The following is a 19,865-nucleotide window of genomic DNA, read 5'->3' as shown; positions in this document are numbered from 1 at the left end:
ATGAGCTTTGGGCAAGGGGGGCCCTCCTGGGGGCCCAAAGACACGCAGACTCCGGACTGGGCAGCGCTGGCCGACGAGTCCGCCGCGCGCAACCGCCGCAAGAAGTGGCTGCTGATCGGCGGCGGCGTGCTCGCCACCGCGGTGGTCGGCGCGATCGTGGCGACGGCGGTCGTCTCGACCAGCAACCACAACTCCCCCGGCACCGGCAAGAACGCGAGCGAGCTCCCGGCACCGACCGACCTGCCGAGCAGCACCGCCGAGCCCGAGCCGTCCTTCTCCTCGGTGGCACCGCCGCCCCCGCCGGACCCGAAGGACTACATATCCGACGTCAAGAAGGACCGGGCGCCGATCACCGTCGACGCGTTCTTCCCCGGCAAGAAGCTGACGATGGGCGACCGCGGCTACGTCAAGGGCGCGACCCAGCAGACGAAAAGCTGCGCCGCGACCACCAAGGGCGCACTCGGTTCGGTCCTCGTCAACAACGGCTGCGACCAGGTCGTCCGGGCCACGTACAGCAGGGACGGCATCGCCGTCACCGTCGGCCTCGCGGTCTTCGAGACGGAGGCGCAGGCCAAGAAGGCGGCCGAGCAGGCAGGAGGCAGCATCGTCCCCCTGAGCGGCGCGGGCGTCCCGGCCTTCTGTCCTCCCGGATCGGTGTGCCGCCGTACCTCCAACTCCTACGGCCGCTACGCCTACTTCGCCATCACCGGGTACACCAGCGGCAAGAACGTCACCACGGCCGACAAGAACGCCTACGCCATCGGGGACGACCTGACGAACTTCACGTTCCGTCAGATCCGCCACCGCGGCGAGGTCCAGGCCTCGGCCGCGGCCACCGCACCCGCCGGCTGACGCAGCGCGGAGGGGGCGCCCGCAACGGGAGGGGCAGGCCTCGGCATCGTCGCCCCCAGGAAGACGAAGAAGCACAATGAATCGTCGACGAACGGCCGGCGTTCTGACAGCGGCGGTGGCCACAGTCACGCTGGCGGCTTCCGGATGCTCGTCAACCGCGGAGCGCCCCACCGCGAGCAGGCCCTCGGCATCGCCGGACGGGGCCCGCCAAGCAGTGGAATCGTATGTGCGCGCCCTCAACTCCCGTAGCGTCCCCGCTCTGATGCACGTCGGTAACGTCCCGGACAAGGCCTGGTCGCGGCGCGAAGCGGCCCAGATCCTTGCCACCGATGGCGGAAAGGACCTGAAGATCACGAACGTGCGCATCGACTACGACATGGGCCCGGAGACCGGATCCGCCGAACTCACCGCGAAGGGCCGGGCGGGCGCCACTCTCCACGACACCTTCACCGTGCTCCGGACGGCCGGTGCCTGGCACCTGGTGATCTTCGGTGATCTCCCCCTCCCCCGCGGCAAGGAGTCCTCGTCCGCGGAGCGGCCGTCGCCCTGAGGGACGGACCATCGGACGGGCCCGTCACCGCGTCTCAGCAGCAGCCCTCGCCACCGTCGCCCGTTCCGGGAAGCGTGCGCATGTTGCGCGCCTCCTTGGAGCGTGCGGCCAGCAACGCGTCGGCGGGGTAGGCCACTTCCTCCAGCGTCAGCCCGTGCGGCCGCACCACGTGCACGCCGGGATCCCGCACCCGCGCCGCCAGCACCTGCGCGGGCCACTCGGCCGGGCGGCGCCCGTCCCCGACGAACAGCGCCGCTCCGATCAGCGCCCGCACCATGTTGTGGCAGAACGCGTCGGCCTGCACGGTCGCCGTCATGATCCCGGACGCCTCGTCCCGTACCCAGCTCAGCTTCTGCAGCGTACGGATGGTCGTCGCGCCCTCGCGCTTCTTGCAGTACGCGGCGAAGTCGTGCTCCCCGACCATCCGGGCCGCCGCCTCGTTCATCGCGTCGACGTCCAACGGCCGGTCGTGCCACAGCACATGACCGCGCAACAGCGGATCCACCCCACCGGGACGGTCGGCGACGCGGTACGCGTAACGGCGCCACAGCGCCGAGAACCGGGCATTGAACCCGGCCGGCGCCTCGGCGATCCGCCAGATCCGCACATCGGGCGCCATCCGCCCGGCCATCCGCCGCAGCAGCTTGTCCGCGTGCTCGGCCCACACGTCGTCCGGCAGATCGACATGGGCGACCTGTCCCCTGGCGTGCACCCCGGCGTCCGTACGCCCGGCGACGGTCAGGTCGTACGTCCGTGAGGACCGCGTCACGGTCCGCAGCGCGTCCTCGATCTCCCCCTGGACGGTCCGCCTGCCGGTCTGCTTGGCCCAGCCGGAGAAGTCCTTGCCGTCGTACGCCAGGTCCAGCCGCAGCCGCACGGAGCCGGGCTCCACTTCGTCACTCACCGAAGGATCCTTTTCTGCCAGTACATACGGAACGGGCCCGCACCGCCCCGAAGGGTGATGCGGGCCCGTCCAGTGGTCTCAGAACGCTCAGGCGTCCTTGGACTCCACGTCGGCCTCGGCCGGCTTGGCGTCCTCGACGGTCTCGGCCGGAGCCTCGTCCTTCTTGACGGCGTCTTCCTTGACCGCACGCTTCGTGGCGGCCTCGGCCTCACCGGTGGCCTGCTGGGCCACGGTCAGCGCCTCGACCAGCTCGATGACCGCCATCGGGGCGTTGTCGCCACGACGGTTGCCGATCTTGGTGATGCGGGTGTAACCACCGGGGCGGTTCTCGTACCGCGGGGCGATCTCGGTGAAGAGCGTGTGCACGATGCCCTTGTCCGTGATCGACTGCAGCACCAGGCGACGGTTGTGGATGTCGCCCTTCTTCGCCTTGGTGATGAAACGCTCGGCGACCGGACGCAGGCGGCGGGCCTTGGCCTCGGTCGTGGTGATGCGGCCGTGCTCGAACAGCGCCTTCGCGAGGTTGATGAGAAGAAGCTTCTCGTGCGCAGCGCTGCCGCCCAGACGGGCACCCTTGGCGGGCTTCGGCATGGTTTTTCTCCTTGTGTGCTGCACCGGCCGTATCAGGTACCGGTGTCAGTTCCCGTGCGGCGGACGCCACCCGGAAGATCAGATCCGAACAGGCAAGAACCAGTCTCAAGCCCGTCCGGCGTTCGAGGACAAAGCCTCACGCCCGAACCGAACTCAAGCCCGTCCGGCGATTGAGGACAACCCCCTCACGCCCGAGCCAAAATCAAGCCCGTCCGGCGATTGAGGACAAAGCCTCACCCCGGCCCGGGGCACCCGACAAAACCCGGGCACCCCAGCCGGAGGCGTTTCAGTACTGCTCGGTCTCCACGAAACCGGCATCCGCGTCGTCATCCGCACCGAAGGCGTCCGCGGCGGCGGTCGGGTCGAAGCCGGGAGGCGAGTCCTTCAGCGCGAGGCCCATACCGGCCAGCTTCGCCTTGACCTCGTCGATCGACTTCGCACCGAAGTTGCGGATGTCGAGCAGGTCGGCCTCGGAACGAGCCACGAGCTCACCCACGGAGTGGATGCCCTCACGCTTGAGGCAGTTGTACGAACGGACCGTGAGCTCCAGCTCCTCGATCGGCAGCGCCAGATCGGCGGCGAGCGCGGCGTCCGTCGGGGACGGGCCCATGTCGATGCCCTCGGCGTCGATGTTGAGCTCGCGCGCCAGACCGAACAGCTCGACCAGGGTCTTACCGGCCGAAGCCATGGCGTCACGGGGACGCATGGCCTGCTTGGTCTCGACGTCGACGATCAGCTTGTCGAAGTCGGTGCGCTGCTCGACACGGGTCGCCTCGACCTTGTACGTGACCTTGAGTACCGGCGAGTAGATGGAGTCGACCGGGATACGGCCGATCTCCTGGCCCGCCTGCTTGTTCTGGACGGCGGAGACGTAGCCGCGACCGCGCTCGACGGTCAGCTCCATCTCCAGCTTGCCCTTGCCGTTCAGCGTGGCCAGGACCAGGTCCGGGTTGTGGACCTCGACACCGGCCGGCGGGGCGATGTCAGCAGCGGTGACCAGGCCGGGACCCTGCTTGCGCAGGTACATCACGACCGGCTCGTCGTGCTCCGAGGAGACGACCAGCTGCTTGATGTTGAGGATGAGGTCGGTGACGTCCTCCTTGACGCCCGGCACGGTGGTGAACTCGTGCAGGACACCGTCGATCCGGATGCTGGTGACAGCGGCACCGGGGATCGAGGAGAGGAGCGTGCGGCGGAGAGAGTTGCCGAGGGTGTAGCCGAAGCCCGGCTCCAGCGGCTCGATGACGAACCGGGAGCGGAACTCGTCAACGACCTCTTCGGTCAGCGACGGACGCTGAGCGATAAGCATGTTGGTTCCTTCAGTCGTGGGCGCCCACTATTTGACGCCCCCAGATACTGACAAGGGTACGGGCGGCACGACCCGAAGGAGCCGTACCGCCCGGACCCACGAGCTGCTACTTGGAGTAGAGCTCGACGATCAGCTGCTCCTGCACCTGGGTGTCGATCACCTGGCGCTCGGGCAGCGAGTGCACGAGGATCCGCATCGTCGACGGCACGGCTTCGAGCCACGCCGGTACAGTGCGCTCGCCGGCCTCTGCCTGGGCCACCTGGAAGGGGGTCAGGCCCTTGGACTTCTGGCGAACCTCGATCACGTCGTTCGCGGCGACGCGGGCCGACGGAATGTCGGTCTTCGTGCCGTTCACTGCGATGTGTCCGTGACGCACCAGCTGACGGGCGTGGTCGCGGGACTTGGCGAAGCCTGCCCGGTAGACCACGTTGTCGAGGCGGGTCTCAAGGATGCGCAGAAGGTTCTCACCGGTCTTGCCGGACTTCTGGTTCGCTTCCTTGTAGTAGTTCACGAACTGCCGCTCAAGAACACCGTAGATCCGCGAGCACTTCTGCTTCTCACGAAGCTGAAGAAGGTACTCGCTGTCCTTGGTGCGCCCGCGTCCGTGCTCACCCGGGGGGTAAGGACGGATCTCGATCGGGCACTTCGCGCTCTCGCACTTGCTGCCCTTGAGGAACAGCTTCTGCTTCTCCCGACGGCAACGCTTGCAGTCGGCCCCGGTGTATCGCGCCATTTTCCAGTTGTCTCCGTTGCTTCAGACGGATCAGACGCGACGGCGCTTGGGCGGCCGGCATCCGTTGTGCGGAGTGGGGGTGACGTCCTGGATCGAGCCGACCTCCAGGCCGGTGGCCTGGAGCGAACGGATCGCGGTCTCGCGGCCGGAGCCCGGACCCTTGACGAAGACGTCAACCTTGCGCATGCCGTGCTCCTGCGCGCGACGGGCGGCCGACTCGGCGGCCATCTGCGCGGCGAAGGGGGTGGACTTGCGCGAGCCCTTGAAGCCGACGTGGCCGGCGGAGGCCCAGGAGATCACGTTGCCCGAGGGGTCCGTGATCGAGACGATCGTGTTGTTGAACGTGCTCTTGATGTGCGCGTGGCCGTGAGCGACGTTCTTCTTTTCCTTGCGACGCACCTTCTTGGCTGCGCCCTGACGACCCTTGGGGGGCATGTCTTGACTCCAGATGGAGAGGGGAGGTGATCGGTCCTACAGCGAAGACCGCTGGTTGCTGCGGATGACCGGTGGCCCGGACGGCCGCAGTGCGTCCGCTGAGGACTACTTCTTGCCCGGCTTCTTCTTACCGGCGATCGCGCGACGCGGGCCCTTGCGGGTACGAGCGTTCGTGCTGGTGCGCTGGCCGTGGACCGGCAGACCACGACGGTGGCGAATGCCCTGGTAGCAGCCGATCTCGATCTTGCGGCGGATGTCGCCCTGGATCTCGCGGCGAAGGTCACCCTCGGTGCGGAGGTTGGCGTCCACGTACTCGCGGATCTTGACCAGGTCCTCTTCGGCCAGGTCACGAACGCGGGTGTTCGGGTTCACGCCGGTGGTGGCGAGGATCTCCTTGGACCGGGTGCGCCCGATACCGAAGACGTAGGTGAGGGCAACCTCCACGCGCTTTTCGCGCGGGATGTCAACACCTGAAACGCGTGCCATTCAATGGCTCCAGTTGTTATTTCGGGGGTCTTCCACAGTGCCGCTCCCGATCGCCGACCTCTCGTGACGAGAGGTGGTACGCCCGGGTCCCCGGCCCCCGCCGGAGGTGTCGTCAGCCGAAGCTTGGACGGACTCTGCGTATGTACGTTTTACGTGCGTCGCGCGAAGTGCTGCGAGATGCAGGTGGTCGTGCGTCAGCCCTGGCGCTGCTTGTGGCGCAGGTTGTCGCAGATGACCATGACCCGACCGTGACGGCGAATCACCTTGCACTTGTCGCAGATCTTCTTGACGCTCGGCTTGACCTTCATGGGATGTCAGGTTCTCCGGGTCGGTGCCGTCACCGCGCCGAAGCGAGGTGCAGGCAAGATCTACTTGTAGCGGTAGACGATCCGGCCACGCGTCAGGTCGTACGGGGAGAGCTCCACGACGACCCGGTCATCCGGAAGGATGCGGATGTAGTGCATCCGCATCTTGCCGCTGATGTGCGCGAGGACCTTGTGACCGTTCTGGAGTTCCACCTTGAACATGGCGTTCGGGAGGGACTCGATCACGGTGCCCTCAATTTCGATGGCACCTTGCTTCTTGGCCACGCTTCGCCTTTCGAATCGGCTACCTTGATCGACTTCTTGCATCGCATGTGGACATGTGGACACACTGATGCACGAGAGCCGACGAGTCAGTCTACGTCAGCGGACCCCAAAAGACGAATCCGTCAAGTTTGCCCACCCGGGGAGATCCTTAGACCTCCACGAGCGGGATACACCAGCCCGGGGAGGGTCTCCCCCGGGCCTCAAGGCTTTGGGAACAGTCAGCCCAGAGGATCGGGCGCCGTCTCGATTCCGTACTGGGCCAGCTTCGCCTTGCCGCAGTCGGGGGCGGTCAGGACCAGGGGCCCCTGCTCCGTGAGGGCGATCGAGTGCTCCCAGTGGGAGGACCAGGTACCGTCCGTCGTGAGCACGGTCCAGTCGTCCTGGAGCACTTCGGTCTGCGCCGTACCGAGGGAGACCATCGGCTCGATCGCCAGGCAGACACCGGGAACGAGCTTGATGCCCTTGCCGCGCTTGCGGGCGACATAGTTCAGCAGGTGCGGGTCCATGTGCATCTCCGTACCGATGCCGTGGCCGCCGTAGTCCTCGATGATCCCGTACTTGCCGGTGGCGGGGCGGGGCTGGCGGCGGATGTAGGACTCGATCGCCTTCGAGATGTCGACGAGGCGGTTGTTCACCTTCATCGCGGCGATTCCGGCCCACATGGACTCCTCGGTCACCCGCGAGAGCTCGATCAGCTCCGGAGCGTGACCGGTTCCCACGAAGGCCGTGTACGCGGCGTCGCCGTGCCAGCCGTCGACGATCGCGCCGGCGTCGATGGAGATGATGTCGCCGTCCTTGAGGACGGTCTTGTCGTCCGGGATGCCGTGGACGACGACCTCGTTGACCGAGGTGCAGATGGTCGCGGGGAACCCGCCGTAACCGAGAAAGTTCGACTTCGCACCGTGGTCGGCGATCACCTTGCGGGCGACCCGGTCCAGGTCCAGCGTCGTGGCGCCGGGGACCGCCGCCTCGCGGGTGGCCGCGTGAATGGCAGCGACCACCAGCCCCGCCTCACGCATCTTCGCGATCTGCTCGGGGGTCTTGATCTGCACCATTGCACGGCGCCTCTCTGCATCGGACTGCATCGAACGGTGACTGCGGCGTACCCAACGATACGGCGCAAACAGTCGGCCGCGGCGCCCATGGACGCCGCGGCCGACTGCACAAGTACTGCGGGTGTTGCGCTCAGCCCTGGTCGGACTTGAGAGCCTCCATCGCCCGCTCGGTCACATCGCTGACCTTGCCGAGCGCGGAGATGGTGACCACCAGGTTCTGGGCCCTGTAGTAGTCGATGATCGGCTCGGTCTGCGTGTGGTAGACCTCCAGCCGGGTACGAACCGTGTCCTCGCTGTCGTCGTCGCGCTGGTACAGCTCGCCGCCGCAGGTGTCGCAGACACCCTCGGTCTTCGGCGGGTTGTACGTCACGTGGAAGACGTGGGAGCCGTCGTTCCGGCAGATCCGGCGGCCGGCGATGCGCTTGACCACCTCGTCCTCGGGGACCTCCAGGTCCAGGACCGCGTCCAGCTTGGTGCCCTCGTCCTTCAGCATGGCGTCAAGGGCCTCGGCCTGACCCACATTGCGCGGGAAGCCGTCCAGCAGGAAGCCGTTCTCGGCGTCGGGCTGGGACATGCGGTCCTTGGCCATACCGATGGTGACCTCGTCCGGTACCAACTGCCCCGCGTCCATGTAGGCGCGAGCCTGCTTGCCAAGGTCGGTGCCCTGGCTGATGTTGGCGCGGAAGAGATCGCCCGTGGAGATCTGCGGAATCGACAGGTTCTTGGCAAGGTACGCAGCCTGCGTTCCCTTGCCGGCACCGGGCGGCCCGACGAGGACGATTCTCATCAGCGGAGGAACCCTTCGTAATTGCGCTGCTGGAGCTGACTCTCGATCTGCTTCACGGTCTCCAGACCCACACCCACGATGATGAGGATGCTTGTTCCGCCGAAGGGGAAGTTCTGGTTGGCGCCACCGAAGCCTGCCAACGCCATCGTCGGCACAAGAGCGATCAGACCCAGGTACAGCGAGCCCGGCCAAGTGATCCTGTTGAGCACGTAGCTCAGATACTCGGCAGTAGGTCGACCGGCCCGGATACCCGGGATGAAGCCACCATACTTCTTCATGTTGTCGGCGACTTCCTCGGGGTTGAACGAAATCGCCACGTAGAAGAAGGCGAAGAAGACGATCAACAGGAAGTACGCCGTGATGTAGTACGGATGGTCGCCCTTGACGAAGTTGTCCTTGATCCAGGTGGCCCAACCCGCGGTGGAGTTGGAGAACTGGACGATCAGGGCCGGAATGTAGAGCAGCGAAGAAGCGAAGATGACGGGAATCACACCCGCCTGATTCACCTTCAGCGGAATGTACGTCGAGGTACCGCCGTACGACCTGCGGCCGATCATGCGCTTCGCGTACTGCACCGGAATACGGCGCTGGGCCTGCTCGACGAAGACGACGAGGCCCACCATCACGAAGCCGATCAGGATGACGGTGCCGAACTCGATCCAGCCGTCGGCCAGCTTGCCGCTGGTCTTGATGGCCCACAGGGCGCCGGGGAAGCTGGCGGCGATCGAGATGAACATCAGAATCGACATGCCGTTGCCGATGCCACGGTCGGTGATGAGCTCACCGAGCCACATGACGGCCGCGGTACCCGCGGTCATCGTGACGACCATGACGATGGTCGTGAAGATCGACTGGTTCGGCACGATCTGGTCGGCGACCGGGCAGCCGCTGAACAGCGCGCCGCTGGTGGCGGTCGCCACCAGGCCGGTGCCCTGAAGGATGGCGAGCGCGACGGTCAGATAACGCGTGTACTGCGTGATCTTGGCCTGGCCGGACTGCCCCTCCTTCTTGAGCGCCTCTAGTCGGGGAATCACCACGGTCAGCAGCTGAAGAATGATGCTGGCCGTGATGTACGGCATGATGCCGAGCGCGAAGATCGTGATCTGCAGCAGTGCACCACCGCTGAACATGTTCACCAGGCCGAAGAGGCTGTTGTTGCCCTTGCTGGCCTGGTCAACACAGGTCTGGACGTTCTCGTAGCTCACTCCCGGTACCGGGATGTGTGCCCCGAGCCGGTAGAGCACGATGATGCCGAGCGTGAAGAGCAGCTTCTTGCGCAGGTCGGGCGTCTTGAACGCCCGGGCGAACGCGGTGAGCACGGTGCCTCCTGCGACCCCCGCGCAAAGCGTAGAGGTGACGGTCTTGAGGATCGACGAATACGTAACAGTCAAAGGTCCCCGGGCGGGTGCCCAGGGGGTTACCACACAACAACGCACGCCACCTTACCGGCGACCATGCCTCCCTAGGAACGACCAACCGGGGATGCCCCATATGAGAGGGCATCCCCGGTCGGATGTTCAGGCCATCGAGTTGTCTCAGACGAGCTCGGTGACGGTGCCGCCGGCAGCGGCAATCTTCTCCTTGGCGGAGCCGGAGACGGCGTCAACCGAAACCTGCAGCGCCACGGAGATCTCGCCCTGTCCGAGGACCTTGACGAGGTGGTTGTTGCGCACCGCACCCTTGGCGACCAGGTCGGCCACGGTGACCTCTCCACCCTCGGGGTAGAGCGTCGCGAGCTTGTCCAGGTTCACGACCTGGTACTCGGTGCGGAACGGGTTCTTGAAGCCCTTGAGCTTCGGGAGACGCATGTGGAGGGGCATCTGCCCACCCTCGAAGCGCTCCGGAACCTGGTAACGGGCCTTGGTGCCCTTGGTGCCACGACCGGCGGTCTTACCCTTGGACGCCTCACCACGACCCACACGGGTCTTGGCGGTCTTGGCGCCCGGGGCGGGCCGGAGGTCATGGGCCTTCAGCGGCTTGTTCTCCGCCATGTCAGTCGACCTCCTCAACCGTCACGAGGTGGCGGACGGTGTGCACCATTCCGCGGAACTCGGGGCGGTCCTCCTTGACAACCACGTCGTGCAGGCGCTTGAGCCCGAGCGAACGAAGGGTGTCGCGGTGGTTCTGCTTGCTACCGATGTACGACTTCGTCTGCGTGATCTTGAGGCGAGCCATTACGCACCCGCTCCCGCACGTGCACGAAGCAGAGCCGCGGGGGCGACGTCCTCAAGGGGCAGACCGCGGCGGGCCGCGATCTCCTCGGGACGCTGCAGGCCCTTGAGGGCCGCCACGGTCGCGTGCACGATGTTGATCGCGTTGGACGAGCCAAGCGACTTCGACAGGATGTCGTGAACGCCGGCGCACTCCAGAACGGCGCGCACCGGGCCACCGGCGATAACACCGGTACCGGGGGAAGCCGGCTTCAGCAGCACGACACCCGCGGCCCGCTCGCCCGTGATCGGGTGAGGGATGGTGCCCTGAATGCGCGGAACCTTGAAGAAGTTCTTCTTGGCTTCTTCCACGCCCTTGGCGATGGCCGCGGGAACTTCCTTGGCCTTGCCGTAACCGACACCGACGGTGCCGTCACCATCGCCCACCACGACCAGCGCGGTGAAGCTGAAGCGACGACCACCCTTCACAACCTTGGCGACGCGGTTGATCGCGACAACGCGCTCAACGTACGCGGTCTTCTCGGCGGCAGCTGCGCCGCCGTCACGGCCCTTCCGGTCCCGCCGCTCGCCGCCACCGGCACCGCTTCCGCGGCGCTGGGGTCCAGCCATTGGATTTACCTCTCTCTGTTACGTCCGCTGTGCGTAGGAACCGGGGCTTAGAACTTCAGCCCGGCTTCACGGGCGGCGTCAGCCAGAGCGGCAATCCGCCCGGCGTACTGGTTACCACCGCGGTCAAACACGACGGCCTCGACGCCTGCGGCCTTGGCACGCTCAGCGACCAGGGCGCCGACCTGCTTGGCCTGGGTGCTCTTGTCGCCCTCGCCACCACGGATGGAGACGTCCAGGGTCGACGCCGACGCGAGCGTGTGGCCCGCGATGTCGTCGATGACCTGAGCGACCATGTGGCGGTTGGACCGCGTCACGACCAAGCGCGGACGCTCCGGCGAACCGGAGATGTGCTTGCGGACGCGGATGTGGCGACGCTTGAGGGCGGCACGCTTGTAGGCGTCGCCCTTGGCGATCTTTACGCCGTATGCCATGGCTACTTACCAGCCTTTCCGACCTTGCGGCGGATGACCTCGCCGGCGTACTTGACGCCCTTGGCCTTGTACGGGTCAGGCTTCCGCAACTTGCGGATCTTGGCCGCGGTCTCGCCGACCTTCTGCTTGTCGATGCCCTCGACGGAGAACTTCGTGGGGGACTCCACCTTGAAGGTGATGCCCTCCGGGGCCTCGATCAGGATCGGGTGGCTGTAGCCCAGGGCGAACTCCAGGTTGGAGCCCTTCGCCTGGACGCGGTAACCGACACCACTGATCTCGAGCGCCTTGGTGTATCCCTGGGTCACACCGGTGATCATGTTCGCCACCAGCGTGCGGGACAGGCCGTGGAGGGCCTTGTTCTGACGCTCGTCGTTCGGGCGGGTGACGCTGAGGAAGCCGTCCTCACCCTTGGTGACCTCGATCGGCGACGCGACGGTGTGCGTGAGGGTGCCCTTGGGGCCCTTCACCGCGACCGTGCGGCCATCGATGGTGACGTCCACACCGGCGGGAACCTGGATGGGGAGCTTGCCGATTCGCGACATGAGCTATTCCTCCGTTCCCGACTACCAGACGTAGGCGAGGACTTCCCCACCTACGCCCTTCTTGCTGGCCTGCTGGCCGGTCAGGAGACCGTGGGACGTGGAGATGATCGCCACGCCCAGGCCGCCGAGGACCTTCGGCAGGTTGGTGGACTTTGCGTATACACGCAGACCCGGCTTCGAGATTCGCTTGATGCCGGCGATCGAGCGCTCGCGGTTCGGGCCGAACTTCAGCTCGAGGACGAGGTTCTTGCCGACCTCGGCATCCTCGACCTTCCAGCCGGTGATGAAGCCCTCCTGCTGGAGGATCTCCGCGATGTGCGACTTGATCTTGCTGTGCGGCATCACGACGTCGTCGTGGTACGCCGAGTTCGCGTTACGCAGACGCGTGAGCATGTCTGCGATGGGATCAGTCATGGTCATGAATTGGCCTTCGGCCTCTCTCGCCGGGGTTTCCTGTATGCGCCATCCCTCTCCCCACTCAGTGGCGGGACGGGTGCGGTGCGGGGACCTACGGCGTAGTAAGTCGGTCTAGGGCGGCAGGCGCCCAACCCCACAAGCCTACGGCATGTGAGGGCGGACTCCTGCCGACCAGATGCTTACCGAGAGCTTCCGTCAATTCCCAACGCCCAGAGGGCGAAGGAGAATTACCAGGAGCTCTTGGTCACGCCCGGCAGCTCGCCACGGTGAGCCATCTCACGAAGGCACACGCGGCACAGGCCGAACTTGCGGTAGACGGAGTGGGGCCGGCCGCAGCGCTGGCAGCGGGTGTACCCGCGAACGCCGAACTTCGGCTTACGGGCGGCCTTAGCGATCAGAGACTTCTTCGCCACGGTCAGTTCTCCTTGAACGGGAAGCCGAGGTGACGAAGGAGGGCACGACCCTCGTCGTCATTGGTCGCCGTGGTGACCACGGTGATGTCCATGCCCCGGACCCGGTCGATCTTGTCCTGGTCGATCTCGTGGAACATGACCTGCTCCGTGAGACCGAAGGTGTAGTTGCCACGGCCGTCGAACTGCTTCGGCGACAGGCCACGGAAGTCACGGATACGCGGCAGCGCGAGCGACAGCGTACGGTCCAGGAACTCCCACATCCGGTCACCACGGAGGGTGACGTGGCAGCCGATCGGCTGGCCCTCGCGCAGCTTGAACTGCGCGATGGACTTGCGGGCCTTGGTGACGGCCGGCTTCTGGCCGGTGATCGTGGTGAGGTCGCGCACGGCGCCGTCGATCAGCTTGGAGTCGCGGGCGGCGTCGCCCACACCCATGTTGACCACGATCTTGACCAGACCGGGGATCTGCATGACGTTCTCGAACGAGAACTCCTCACGCAGCTTGCCGGCGATTTCCTCGCGGTACTTCGTCTTCAGACGCGGAGTGGTGGTGGTAGCCATCAGATGTCCTCACCCGTCCGCTTGGCAACGCGGATCTTGTTGCCTTCGTCGTCGAAGCGGTAACCGACGCGCGTGACGACCTTGTTGCCGTCCTTCTCCACGACGAGCTGAACGTTGCTCACGTGGATGGGGGCCTCGGTCGTGACGATGCCACCGGTCTGCGAACCGCGAGCGGTCTGACCGGCCTTGGTGTGCTTCTTGACCCGGTTGACACCCTCGACGAGGACGCGGTCCTGAGCGGGGTAGGCCACGATGACCTTGCCCTGCTTGCCCTTGTCCTTACCGGTGATGACCTGAACCAGGTCGCCCTTCTTGATCTTCATGCTTACAGCACCTCCGGCGCGAGCGAGATGATCTTCATGAACTTCTTCTCGCGCAGCTCACGGCCCACCGGGCCGAAGATACGGGTGCCGCGGGGGTCGCCGTCGTTCTTCAGAATGACGGCGGCGTTCTCGTCGAAGCGGATGTACGAGCCGTCCTGACGGCGACGCTCCTTGACGGTGCGAACGATGACGGCCTTGACGACGTCACCCTTCTTCACGTTGCCACCGGGGATCGCGTCCTTGACGGTGGCGACGATGACGTCACCGATGCCCGCGTAGCGGCGACCCGAACCACCGAGAACACGGATGGTGAGGATTTCCTTCGCACCCGTGTTGTCGGCGACGCGAAGTCGCGACTCCTGCTGGATCACGTCTATCTCCTGATCGTCTGCCGGTTCCCGGCGGGGGCCACTCCGTTACCGGAGCGGACCCCCACCGAGCCTGGCGGAACCTGCCTGCGGGGAATGCCCCTCAGGAATTACTTGGCCTTCTCGAGGATCTCGACGACGCGCCACCGCTTCGTGGCGGACAGCGGCCGGGTCTCCATCAGGAGAACGCGGTCGCCGACGCCTGCGGCGTTCTGCTCGTCGTGCGCCTTGAGCTTGTTCGTACGGCGGATGACCTTGCCGTACAGCGCGTGCTTGACACGGTCCTCGACAGCGACGACGACGGTCTTGTCCATCTTGTCGCTGACGACCAGACCCTCACGGGTCTTGCGGAAACCGCGGTCGGTGTTCGTCTCAGTCACAGTCTTCTCGCTCATCAGGCGCTCTCCACCGTCTCGATGCCCAGCTCGCGCTCGCGCATCAGGGTGTAGATCCGGGCGATGTCCTTACGGACGGACTTGAGCCGACCGTGGTTCTCGAGCTGGCCCGTCGCCGCCTGGAAGCGGAGATTGAACAGCTCTTCCTTGGCCTCGCGGAGCTTGTTGAGGAGCTCCTCGCCGCCCAGTTCGCGCAGCTCGGACGCCTTGGTACCGGCCGACATCACGACTCACCTGCCTCGCGCCGAACGATCCGGCACTTCATCGGAAGCTTGTGAGCAGCGCGGGTAAGCGCCTCACGAGCAATCTTCTCGTTCGGGTAGGACAGCTCGAACATCACCCGACCCGGCTTGACGTTCGCGATCCACCACTCGGGAGAACCCTTACCGGAACCCATGCGGGTCTCGGCCGGCTTCTTCGTCAGGGGACGGTCCGGGTAGATGTTGATCCAGACCTTGCCGCCACGCTTGATGTGGCGGGTCATCGCGATACGAGCTGCCTCGATCTGGCGGTTCGTCACGTACGCCGGGGTCAGCGCCTGGATGCCGTACTCGCCGAACGCAACCTGCGTGCCACCCTTGGACATACCGCTGCGCTTCGGGTGGTGCTGCTTGCGGTGCTTGACCCTACGGGGGATCAGCATTTCGGTCAGGCCTCCGTTCCGGTGCTCTCAGCCGGAGCAGCGGCGGCGGGAGCCTCGGCCTTGGGGGCCTCGGCTGCCGGCGCGGACTGCTGCGGCTTGCGACCGCGACCGCCACGCTCGCCACCGCGGCCACCACGGCCGGCCGGGCGGTCAGCGCCGCCACGGGCCGGGCGGTTGCCTGCGCGGGCAGCAGCGTTCTCGGCGCGGACCTCGGCGATGTTCTTGACGTCGCCCTTGTAGATCCAGACCTTCACACCGATGCGGCCGAAGGTCGTCTTGGCCTCGAAGAAGCCGTAGTCGACGTTCGCGCGGAGCGTGTGCAGGGGCACACGGCCCTCGCGGTAGAACTCCGAGCGGGACATCTCGGCGCCGCCGAGGCGGCCACCGCACTGGATCTTGATGCCCTTGGCGCCGGCCTTCATCGAGCTCTGCATGCTCTTGCGCATGGCACGACGGAAGGAGACGCGGGAGGAGAGCTGCTCGGCGACGGCCTGGGCCACCAGCTGAGCGTCCACCTCGGGGTTCTTGACCTCGAGGATGTTCAGCTGGACCTGCTTGCCGGTCAGCTTCTCCAGCTCGCCACGGATGCGGTCGGCCTCGGCGCCACGGCGGCCGATGACGATGCCCGGGCGGGCGGTGTGGATGTCAACGCGGACGCGGTCGCGGGTGCGCTCGATCTCGACCTTCGAGATGCCGGCCCGCTCCATGCCCTTCGTCATCATGCGACGAATGGCAACGTCTTCCTTGACGTAGTCCTTGTACAGCTTGTCGGCGTACCAACGGGACTTGAAGTCCGTGGTAATGCCGAGCCGGAACCCATGCGGGTTAACCTTCTGGCCCATTACCGGGTTCCTTCCTTGCTGCTGACGACCACGGTGATGTGGCTGGTCCGCTTACGGATCCGGTAGGCACGGCCCTGAGCACGCGGACGGAACCGCTTCAGGGTCGGACCCTCGTCCACGAACGCCTCGCTGATGACCAGCGAAGAGGCGTCGGTGTGGTCGTAGTTGTGTGCAGCGTTGGCAATGGCGCTGTCCAGCACCTTGCCAACCGGCACGCTCGCGGCCTGCGGGGCGAAACGCAGGACCGCCTGAGCCTCCGTGGCATCCATGCCACGGATGAGGTCCACCACGCGGCGGGCCTTCATGGGCGTGACGCGGATGTACCGCGCCTGGGCCCTGGCTTCCATGGTTGTCCCTTCGGTGTGAGTCATAGTCGTTTCCACCCCGCGCTAGCGGCGCTTCGACTTCCGGTCGTCCTTGACGTGGCCGCGGAAGGTGCGAGTCGGCGAGAACTCGCCGAGCTTGTGGCCGACCATCGACTCGGTGACGAACACCGGGACGTGGATCTTGCCGTTGTGCACCGCGATGGTGTGACCCAGCATGGCCGGGATGATCATCGAGCGACGGGACCAGGTCTTGATGACGTTCTTGGTGCCTGCCTCGTTCTGTACGTCCACCTTCTTGATGAGGTGGCCGTCGACGAAGGGCCCCTTCTTGAGACTGCGCGGCATCTAAACCCGCTCCTAGCGCTTCTTGTTCGTCTTGCGGCGGCGGACGATGTACTTGCTCGATGCCTTCTTCGACGAGCGAGTACGACCCTCCTTCTGACCCCACGGCGAGACCGGGTGACGTCCACCGGAGGTCTTGCCTTCACCACCACCGTGCGGGTGGTCGACCGGGTTCATCGCAACACCGCGGACGGACGGGCGAACGCCCTTCCAGCGCATGCGACCGGCCTTGCCCCAGTTGATGTTCGACTGCTCGGCGTTGCCGACCTCGCCGATCGTGGCGCGGCAGCGGGCGTCGACCAGGCGGATCTCACCCGACGGCATACGAAGGTGGGCCATGGTGCCCTCCTTCGCCAGCAGCTGCACGGAGGCACCCGCGGAACGGGCGAACTTCGCGCCGCCGCCGGGCCGCAGCTCGATGGCGTGGATGGTCGTACCGACCGGGATGTTGCGCAGCGCCAGGTTGTTGCCGGGCTTGATGTCGGCGGCCGGGCCGTTCTCGACACGGTCGCCCTGCGTCAGGCCACGCGGCGCGATGATGTAGCGCTTCTCGCCGTCCGCGTAGTGCAGGAGCGCGATGCGCGCGGTGCGGTTGGGGTCGTACTCGATGTGCGCGACCTTGGCCGGCACGCCGTCCTTGTCGTGACGACGGAAGTCGATCACGCGGTAGGCGCGCTTGTGTCCGCCACCCTGGTGGCGAACGGTGATCCGACCGGCGTTGTTACGGCCGCCCTTGCTGTGCAGGGGGCGGACCAGCGACTTCTCCGGCGTGGACCGCGTGATCTCGACAAAGTCGGCGACGCTGGAGCCACGACGGCCCGGGGTCGTCGGCTTGTACTTGCGGATACCCATTTCTCAGTCCTCGTCCGATTCCGGACGACTCGACCTCCGTCAGGAGGTCGGGCCGCCGAAGATGTCGATACGGTCGCCCTCGGCGAGGGTCACGATGGCGCGCTTGGTGTCAGCGCGCTTGCCGAAACCGGTCTTGGTGCGCTTGCGCTTACCCTGCCGGTTGATCGTGTTGACCCCGGTGACCTTGACCGAGAAGACCGCTTCCACGGCCTGCTTGATCTGGGTCTTGTTGGAGCCGGGCGCGACGATGAACGTGTACTTGTTCTCGTCGAGCAGCGCGTAGCTCTTCTCGGAAACAACCGGCTTGACGAGAACGTCGCGCGGGTCCGAGTAGGTCTTGCTGGTAACGGTCGCCTCGCTCATCAGGCGTCGCTCCCTTCGGTCTCAGCGGTCTGGGGGCCAGACACGAAGGACTCGAAGGCGGCCTGGGTGAAGACCACGTCGTCAGAGACGATCACGTCGTACGTGTTCAGCTGGCCCGGCTCCAGGATGTGCACCTGGGGCAGGTTGCGGGCGGACAGCCACGCGGCCTCGTCGGCGCGGTCGACGACCAGGAGCAGGTTCTTGCGCTCCGAGATCTTGCCGAACAGCGTCTTGGCGGCCTTCGTGGACACCGCACCGTCGACCACGCCGGTGACGACGTGGATACGGGAGTGACGGGCCCGGTCCGAGAGGGCACCGCGCAGGGCGGCGGCCTTCATCTTCTTCGGGGTCCGCTGCGAGTAGTCACGCGGCTGCGGGCCGTGGACGACGCCACCGCCGGCGAACTGCGGCGCACGGGTCGAACCCTGGCGCGCGCGGCCGGTGCCCTTCTGGCGGTACGGCTTGCGGCCACCGCCACGGACTTCGCCGCGGGTCTTGGTCTTGTGCGTGCCCTGACGGGCAGCTGCCAGCTGCGCGACAACGACCTGGTGGATCAGCGGAACGCTGGTCTTGGCGTCGAAGATCTCCGCGGGGAGCTCGACGGTACCGGCCTTGTCGCCTGCCGGCGAAAGGATGTCAATGGTGCTCATTACCTCAAGCCCCCTTGGCCGCGGTACGGACCAGGACGAGGCCGCCGTTCGGACCGGGGACCGCGCCCTTGATGAGGAGCAGACCCTTCTCCGCGTCAACCGCGTGGATGGTCAGGTTCTGGGTGGTGACACGCTCGTTGCCCATGCGACCCGCCATGCGCATGCCCTTGAAGACACGGCCGGGGGTGGCACAGCCACCGATGGAGCCGGGCATGCGGTGCACACGGTGGGCACCGTGGGACGCCTTGCCGCCCTTGAAGTTGTGACGCTTCATGACACCGGCGAAGCCCTTGCCCTTGCTCTTGCCCGTGACGTCGACCTTGACGCCGGACTCGAACACCTCGGCGGTGACCTCCTGGCCCAGCGTGTACTCGCCGGCGTCAGGGGTGCGGAGCTCCACCAGGTGGCGGCGCGGGGTCACGTCGGCCTTGGCGAAGTGGCCCTTGAGGGGCTTGTTCACCTTGCGCGGGTCGATCTCGCCGAAGGCGAGCTGAACCGACTCGTAACCGTCGCGGTCGTTGGTGCGGACCTGGGTGACGACACAGGGCCCGGCCTTGACGACGGTCACCGGGACGACCCGGTTGTTCTCGTCCCAGACCTGGGTCATGCCGAGCTTCTCGCCCAGGACGCCCTTAATGTTCTTAGCCATCTCGCGCGTCACCTCAGAGCTTGATCTCGATGTCGACGCCTGCCGGCAGGTCGAGACGCATCAGCGAGTCAACCGTCTTCGGCGTGGGGTCGAGGATGTCGATGAGGCGCTTGTGCGTGCGCATCTCGAAGTGCTCGCGCGAGTCCTTGTACTTGTGCGGCGACTTGATGACGCAGTACACGTTCTTCTCAGTGGGCAGCGGCACCGGGCCCGCGACCGACGCACCAGTGCGGGTCACCGTCTCGACGATCTTCTTCGCCGAGGAGTCGATGACCTCGTGGTCGTAGGCCTTGAGCCGGATGCGGATCTTCTGTCCCGCCATGGCTACTAGTAGTCCTGTCTCTCGTAACGCTCTGGAACCCGAGGGCTCTGGTAACTCCGTCTCCGACCCACGCGGTCGGGCGTGTCGCATCCCCTCTACGCAGATCTCCCGAAGGATTTCCCAACCAAGGGGGTGCGGGCCCGAGGACCGCGAGACCGGGGGCGGAACACCCACCGGGTGCCTGGCCGGTGCCCCACTGACGCTTCCCGGAAGATTCCCGTACGTCCGACCCGCAGGGGGTCGACGAGTACTGTGGGACTCGCTTCCGGTCCTCCCGGCGGGAGGCGCGCAGCATTGGCACTCAACCGAGCAACCTGGTCAGTGTGCCATACGGGGCGCGAGCCTGGCCAATCGG

At 66.1% G+C, this 19,865-nt stretch carries 34 protein-coding genes; 2 read left to right on the top strand and 32 right to left on the bottom strand.

What is annotated here, in order from left to right; translation table 11 throughout:
* Both OG306_RS23085 and OG306_RS23080 read left to right on the top strand, forming a co-directional pair.
* On the top strand, positions 1-852 hold the full coding sequence (locus OG306_RS23085; RefSeq protein ID WP_266747970.1) for a hypothetical protein: 852 nt from the start codon (positions 1-3) through the stop codon (positions 850-852).
* 262 nt (positions 853-1,114) lie between these two features.
* Positions 1,115-1,402, top strand: a complete 288-nt coding sequence (locus tag OG306_RS23080; protein WP_327349438.1) for a hypothetical protein — start codon at positions 1,115-1,117, stop codon at positions 1,400-1,402.
* 34 nt (positions 1,403-1,436) lie between these two features.
* Here OG306_RS23080 and truA read toward each other — a convergent pair whose 3' ends face one another.
* The 32 genes from truA to rpsJ form a co-directional block, all read right to left on the bottom strand.
* The gene (gene truA, locus OG306_RS23075; protein ID WP_266747968.1) at positions 1,437-2,306 is read right to left on the bottom strand and encodes a tRNA pseudouridine(38-40) synthase TruA; all 870 of its coding nucleotides are present in this window, start codon (positions 2,304-2,306) and stop codon (positions 1,437-1,439) included.
* An 87-nt stretch (positions 2,307-2,393) separates the two neighbouring features.
* The gene (gene rplQ / locus OG306_RS23070; RefSeq protein WP_266747967.1) at positions 2,394-2,897 is read right to left on the bottom strand and encodes a 50S ribosomal protein L17; all 504 of its coding nucleotides are present in this window, start codon (positions 2,895-2,897) and stop codon (positions 2,394-2,396) included.
* Between the two features lie 286 nt (positions 2,898-3,183).
* Complete coding sequence (locus OG306_RS23065) at positions 3,184-4,206, bottom strand: DNA-directed RNA polymerase subunit alpha (protein ID WP_024755423.1); 1,023 nt, start codon at positions 4,204-4,206, stop codon at positions 3,184-3,186.
* A 106-nt stretch (positions 4,207-4,312) separates the two neighbouring features.
* Positions 4,313-4,939 (bottom strand): 30S ribosomal protein S4, encoded by a 627-nt coding sequence (gene rpsD, locus OG306_RS23060; RefSeq protein WP_371665587.1) that lies wholly within the window; start codon positions 4,937-4,939, stop codon positions 4,313-4,315.
* Between the two features lie 30 nt (positions 4,940-4,969).
* A complete protein-coding gene (gene rpsK, locus OG306_RS23055; protein ID WP_003956432.1) occupies positions 4,970-5,374 on the bottom strand; it encodes a 30S ribosomal protein S11 in 405 nt (134 codons plus the stop codon).
* Between the two features lie 105 nt (positions 5,375-5,479).
* Positions 5,480-5,860, bottom strand: a complete 381-nt coding sequence (gene rpsM / locus OG306_RS23050; protein ID WP_014047799.1) for a 30S ribosomal protein S13 — start codon at positions 5,858-5,860, stop codon at positions 5,480-5,482.
* Between the two features lie 194 nt (positions 5,861-6,054).
* The gene (gene rpmJ, locus OG306_RS23045; RefSeq protein WP_003956441.1) at positions 6,055-6,168 is read right to left on the bottom strand and encodes a 50S ribosomal protein L36; all 114 of its coding nucleotides are present in this window, start codon (positions 6,166-6,168) and stop codon (positions 6,055-6,057) included.
* 60 nt (positions 6,169-6,228) lie between these two features.
* The gene (gene infA / locus OG306_RS23040; RefSeq protein ID WP_003956442.1) at positions 6,229-6,450 is read right to left on the bottom strand and encodes a translation initiation factor IF-1; all 222 of its coding nucleotides are present in this window, start codon (positions 6,448-6,450) and stop codon (positions 6,229-6,231) included.
* 218 nt (positions 6,451-6,668) lie between these two features.
* Positions 6,669-7,505 carry a type I methionyl aminopeptidase gene (gene map, locus OG306_RS23035; protein WP_266747965.1) on the bottom strand — a complete coding sequence of 279 codons (837 nt, stop codon included), beginning with the start codon at positions 7,503-7,505 and terminating at the stop codon, positions 6,669-6,671.
* A 130-nt stretch (positions 7,506-7,635) separates the two neighbouring features.
* Positions 7,636-8,292, bottom strand: coding sequence for an adenylate kinase (locus tag OG306_RS23030; protein ID WP_266747964.1), 657 nt, complete (start codon positions 8,290-8,292; stop codon positions 7,636-7,638).
* Entirely contained in the window at positions 8,292-9,611 is a 1,320-nt protein-coding gene (secY, locus tag OG306_RS23025; RefSeq protein ID WP_266747963.1) for a preprotein translocase subunit SecY, read from the bottom strand. The genes OG306_RS23030 and secY overlap by 1 nt, the downstream gene beginning before the upstream one ends.
* A gap of 216 nt (positions 9,612-9,827) precedes the next feature.
* Positions 9,828-10,283, bottom strand: coding sequence for a 50S ribosomal protein L15 (gene rplO, locus OG306_RS23020; protein ID WP_018550610.1), 456 nt, complete (start codon positions 10,281-10,283; stop codon positions 9,828-9,830).
* A gap of 1 nt (position 10,284) precedes the next feature.
* Positions 10,285-10,467: a 50S ribosomal protein L30 gene (gene rpmD, locus OG306_RS23015; protein WP_018550611.1), complete on the bottom strand. Its 183-nt coding sequence runs from the start codon at positions 10,465-10,467 to the stop codon at positions 10,285-10,287.
* Positions 10,467-11,072 carry a 30S ribosomal protein S5 gene (gene rpsE / locus OG306_RS23010; RefSeq protein ID WP_030977962.1) on the bottom strand — a complete coding sequence of 202 codons (606 nt, stop codon included), beginning with the start codon at positions 11,070-11,072 and terminating at the stop codon, positions 10,467-10,469. The genes rpmD and rpsE overlap by 1 nt, the downstream gene beginning before the upstream one ends.
* Before the next feature lie 47 nt (positions 11,073-11,119).
* Positions 11,120-11,503, bottom strand: a complete 384-nt coding sequence (gene rplR, locus OG306_RS23005) for a 50S ribosomal protein L18 (RefSeq protein WP_093540756.1) — start codon at positions 11,501-11,503, stop codon at positions 11,120-11,122.
* A 2-nt stretch (positions 11,504-11,505) separates the two neighbouring features.
* Positions 11,506-12,045, bottom strand: coding sequence for a 50S ribosomal protein L6 (rplF, locus tag OG306_RS23000; protein ID WP_266747962.1), 540 nt, complete (start codon positions 12,043-12,045; stop codon positions 11,506-11,508).
* Between the two features lie 21 nt (positions 12,046-12,066).
* Complete coding sequence (gene rpsH / locus OG306_RS22995; RefSeq protein ID WP_030351444.1) at positions 12,067-12,465, bottom strand: 30S ribosomal protein S8; 399 nt, start codon at positions 12,463-12,465, stop codon at positions 12,067-12,069.
* Positions 12,466-12,689: 224 nt separating this feature from the next.
* On the bottom strand, positions 12,690-12,875 hold the full coding sequence (locus tag OG306_RS22990) for a type Z 30S ribosomal protein S14 (protein ID WP_024491590.1): 186 nt from the start codon (positions 12,873-12,875) through the stop codon (positions 12,690-12,692).
* Positions 12,876-12,877: 2 nt separating this feature from the next.
* The gene (gene rplE, locus OG306_RS22985; protein ID WP_093897251.1) at positions 12,878-13,435 is read right to left on the bottom strand and encodes a 50S ribosomal protein L5; all 558 of its coding nucleotides are present in this window, start codon (positions 13,433-13,435) and stop codon (positions 12,878-12,880) included.
* On the bottom strand, positions 13,435-13,758 hold the full coding sequence (gene rplX / locus OG306_RS22980; protein WP_003966949.1) for a 50S ribosomal protein L24: 324 nt from the start codon (positions 13,756-13,758) through the stop codon (positions 13,435-13,437). The genes rplE and rplX overlap by 1 nt, the downstream gene beginning before the upstream one ends.
* Positions 13,759-13,760: 2 nt before the next feature.
* The gene (rplN, locus tag OG306_RS22975; RefSeq protein ID WP_003966950.1) at positions 13,761-14,129 is read right to left on the bottom strand and encodes a 50S ribosomal protein L14; all 369 of its coding nucleotides are present in this window, start codon (positions 14,127-14,129) and stop codon (positions 13,761-13,763) included.
* Positions 14,130-14,236: 107 nt separating this feature from the next.
* Complete coding sequence (rpsQ, locus tag OG306_RS22970) at positions 14,237-14,521, bottom strand: 30S ribosomal protein S17 (RefSeq protein WP_030977953.1); 285 nt, start codon at positions 14,519-14,521, stop codon at positions 14,237-14,239.
* Entirely contained in the window at positions 14,521-14,745 is a 225-nt protein-coding gene (gene rpmC / locus OG306_RS22965; protein WP_124716937.1) for a 50S ribosomal protein L29, read from the bottom strand. Before rpmC ends, rpsQ begins: the two co-directional genes overlap by 1 nt.
* Entirely contained in the window at positions 14,745-15,164 is a 420-nt protein-coding gene (gene rplP, locus OG306_RS22960) for a 50S ribosomal protein L16 (protein WP_014047785.1), read from the bottom strand. Before rplP ends, rpmC begins: the two co-directional genes overlap by 1 nt.
* Before the next feature lie 5 nt (positions 15,165-15,169).
* Positions 15,170-16,006 (bottom strand): 30S ribosomal protein S3, encoded by an 837-nt coding sequence (rpsC, locus tag OG306_RS22955; RefSeq protein WP_030914139.1) that lies wholly within the window; start codon positions 16,004-16,006, stop codon positions 15,170-15,172.
* Complete coding sequence (rplV, locus tag OG306_RS22950; RefSeq protein ID WP_056552397.1) at positions 16,006-16,353, bottom strand: 50S ribosomal protein L22; 348 nt, start codon at positions 16,351-16,353, stop codon at positions 16,006-16,008. The genes rpsC and rplV overlap by 1 nt, the downstream gene beginning before the upstream one ends.
* A 42-nt stretch (positions 16,354-16,395) precedes the next feature.
* On the bottom strand, positions 16,396-16,677 hold the full coding sequence (rpsS, locus tag OG306_RS22945) for a 30S ribosomal protein S19 (RefSeq protein WP_023539342.1): 282 nt from the start codon (positions 16,675-16,677) through the stop codon (positions 16,396-16,398).
* Positions 16,678-16,689: 12 nt separating this feature from the next.
* The gene (gene rplB, locus OG306_RS22940) at positions 16,690-17,526 is read right to left on the bottom strand and encodes a 50S ribosomal protein L2 (RefSeq protein ID WP_266747961.1); all 837 of its coding nucleotides are present in this window, start codon (positions 17,524-17,526) and stop codon (positions 16,690-16,692) included.
* Positions 17,527-17,565: 39 nt separating this feature from the next.
* Positions 17,566-17,889, bottom strand: coding sequence for a 50S ribosomal protein L23 (gene rplW, locus OG306_RS22935; protein ID WP_014154589.1), 324 nt, complete (start codon positions 17,887-17,889; stop codon positions 17,566-17,568).
* Positions 17,889-18,539: a 50S ribosomal protein L4 gene (rplD, locus tag OG306_RS22930; RefSeq protein WP_093540763.1), complete on the bottom strand. Its 651-nt coding sequence runs from the start codon at positions 18,537-18,539 to the stop codon at positions 17,889-17,891. Before rplD ends, rplW begins: the two co-directional genes overlap by 1 nt.
* A gap of 4 nt (positions 18,540-18,543) precedes the next feature.
* Positions 18,544-19,188 (bottom strand): 50S ribosomal protein L3, encoded by a 645-nt coding sequence (gene rplC / locus OG306_RS22925; RefSeq protein WP_266747960.1) that lies wholly within the window; start codon positions 19,186-19,188, stop codon positions 18,544-18,546.
* A gap of 13 nt (positions 19,189-19,201) precedes the next feature.
* Positions 19,202-19,510, bottom strand: a complete 309-nt coding sequence (gene rpsJ, locus OG306_RS22920; protein WP_003948644.1) for a 30S ribosomal protein S10 — start codon at positions 19,508-19,510, stop codon at positions 19,202-19,204.
* Positions 19,511-19,865: the final 355 nt, after the last annotated feature.

The organism is Streptomyces sp. NBC_01241 (genome assembly GCF_041435435.1).
Classification (GTDB): Bacteria; Actinomycetota; Actinomycetes; order Streptomycetales; family Streptomycetaceae; genus Streptomyces.
This window is presented reverse-complemented; position numbering and strand designations above follow the sequence as displayed.

Excerpts from the sequence above, each read along its gene's own strand:
- rplO (WP_018550610.1), bottom strand. The coding sequence starts at position 10,283 with ATGGCGGAGAACAAGCCGCTGAAGGCCCATGACCTCCGGCCCGCCCCG.
- rplC (WP_266747960.1), bottom strand. The coding sequence starts at position 19,188 with ATGGCTAAGAACATTAAGGGCGTCCTGGGCGAGAAGCTCGGCATGACC.
- rpsS (WP_023539342.1), bottom strand. The coding sequence starts at position 16,677 with ATGCCGCGCAGTCTCAAGAAGGGGCCCTTCGTCGACGGCCACCTCATC.
- OG306_RS23030 (WP_266747964.1), bottom strand. The coding sequence starts at position 8,292 with ATGAGAATCGTCCTCGTCGGGCCGCCCGGTGCCGGCAAGGGAACGCAG.
- rplB (WP_266747961.1), bottom strand. The coding sequence starts at position 17,526 with ATGGGTATCCGCAAGTACAAGCCGACGACCCCGGGCCGTCGTGGCTCC.
- rpsK (WP_003956432.1), bottom strand. The coding sequence starts at position 5,374 with ATGCCCCCCAAGGGTCGTCAGGGCGCAGCCAAGAAGGTGCGTCGCAAG.
- rplV (WP_056552397.1), bottom strand. The coding sequence starts at position 16,353 with ATGGAAGCCAGGGCCCAGGCGCGGTACATCCGCGTCACGCCCATGAAG.
- rplX (WP_003966949.1), bottom strand. The coding sequence starts at position 13,758 with ATGAAGATCAAGAAGGGCGACCTGGTTCAGGTCATCACCGGTAAGGAC.
- OG306_RS23085 (WP_266747970.1), top strand. The coding sequence starts at position 1 with ATGAGCTTTGGGCAAGGGGGGCCCTCCTGGGGGCCCAAAGACACGCAG.
- OG306_RS23080 (WP_327349438.1), top strand. The coding sequence starts at position 1,115 with ATGCACGTCGGTAACGTCCCGGACAAGGCCTGGTCGCGGCGCGAAGCG.
- rpsH (WP_030351444.1), bottom strand. The coding sequence starts at position 12,465 with ATGACCATGACTGATCCCATCGCAGACATGCTCACGCGTCTGCGTAAC.
- rpmC (WP_124716937.1), bottom strand. The coding sequence starts at position 14,745 with ATGTCGGCCGGTACCAAGGCGTCCGAGCTGCGCGAACTGGGCGGCGAG.
- rpsE (WP_030977962.1), bottom strand. The coding sequence starts at position 11,072 with ATGGCTGGACCCCAGCGCCGCGGAAGCGGTGCCGGTGGCGGCGAGCGG.
- rpmJ (WP_003956441.1), bottom strand. The coding sequence starts at position 6,168 with ATGAAGGTCAAGCCGAGCGTCAAGAAGATCTGCGACAAGTGCAAGGTG.
- map (WP_266747965.1), bottom strand. The coding sequence starts at position 7,505 with ATGGTGCAGATCAAGACCCCCGAGCAGATCGCGAAGATGCGTGAGGCG.
- OG306_RS23065 (WP_024755423.1), bottom strand. The coding sequence starts at position 4,206 with ATGCTTATCGCTCAGCGTCCGTCGCTGACCGAAGAGGTCGTTGACGAG.
- rpmD (WP_018550611.1), bottom strand. The coding sequence starts at position 10,467 with ATGGCTCGCCTCAAGATCACGCAGACGAAGTCGTACATCGGTAGCAAG.
- rpsM (WP_014047799.1), bottom strand. The coding sequence starts at position 5,860 with ATGGCACGCGTTTCAGGTGTTGACATCCCGCGCGAAAAGCGCGTGGAG.
- rpsC (WP_030914139.1), bottom strand. The coding sequence starts at position 16,006 with ATGGGCCAGAAGGTTAACCCGCATGGGTTCCGGCTCGGCATTACCACG.
- rplP (WP_014047785.1), bottom strand. The coding sequence starts at position 15,164 with ATGCTGATCCCCCGTAGGGTCAAGCACCGCAAGCAGCACCACCCGAAG.
- rplR (WP_093540756.1), bottom strand. The coding sequence starts at position 11,503 with ATGGCATACGGCGTAAAGATCGCCAAGGGCGACGCCTACAAGCGTGCC.
- rplW (WP_014154589.1), bottom strand. The coding sequence starts at position 17,889 with ATGAGCGAGGCGACCGTTACCAGCAAGACCTACTCGGACCCGCGCGAC.
- rplE (WP_093897251.1), bottom strand. The coding sequence starts at position 13,435 with ATGGCTACCACCACCACTCCGCGTCTGAAGACGAAGTACCGCGAGGAA.
- rplD (WP_093540763.1), bottom strand. The coding sequence starts at position 18,539 with ATGAGCACCATTGACATCCTTTCGCCGGCAGGCGACAAGGCCGGTACC.
- rplF (WP_266747962.1), bottom strand. The coding sequence starts at position 12,045 with ATGTCGCGAATCGGCAAGCTCCCCATCCAGGTTCCCGCCGGTGTGGAC.
- rpsQ (WP_030977953.1), bottom strand. The coding sequence starts at position 14,521 with ATGAGCGAGAAGACTGTGACTGAGACGAACACCGACCGCGGTTTCCGC.
- rplQ (WP_266747967.1), bottom strand. The coding sequence starts at position 2,897 with ATGCCGAAGCCCGCCAAGGGTGCCCGTCTGGGCGGCAGCGCTGCGCAC.
- rpsD (WP_371665587.1), bottom strand. The coding sequence starts at position 4,939 with ATGGCGCGATACACCGGGGCCGACTGCAAGCGTTGCCGTCGGGAGAAG.
- rpsJ (WP_003948644.1), bottom strand. The coding sequence starts at position 19,510 with ATGGCGGGACAGAAGATCCGCATCCGGCTCAAGGCCTACGACCACGAG.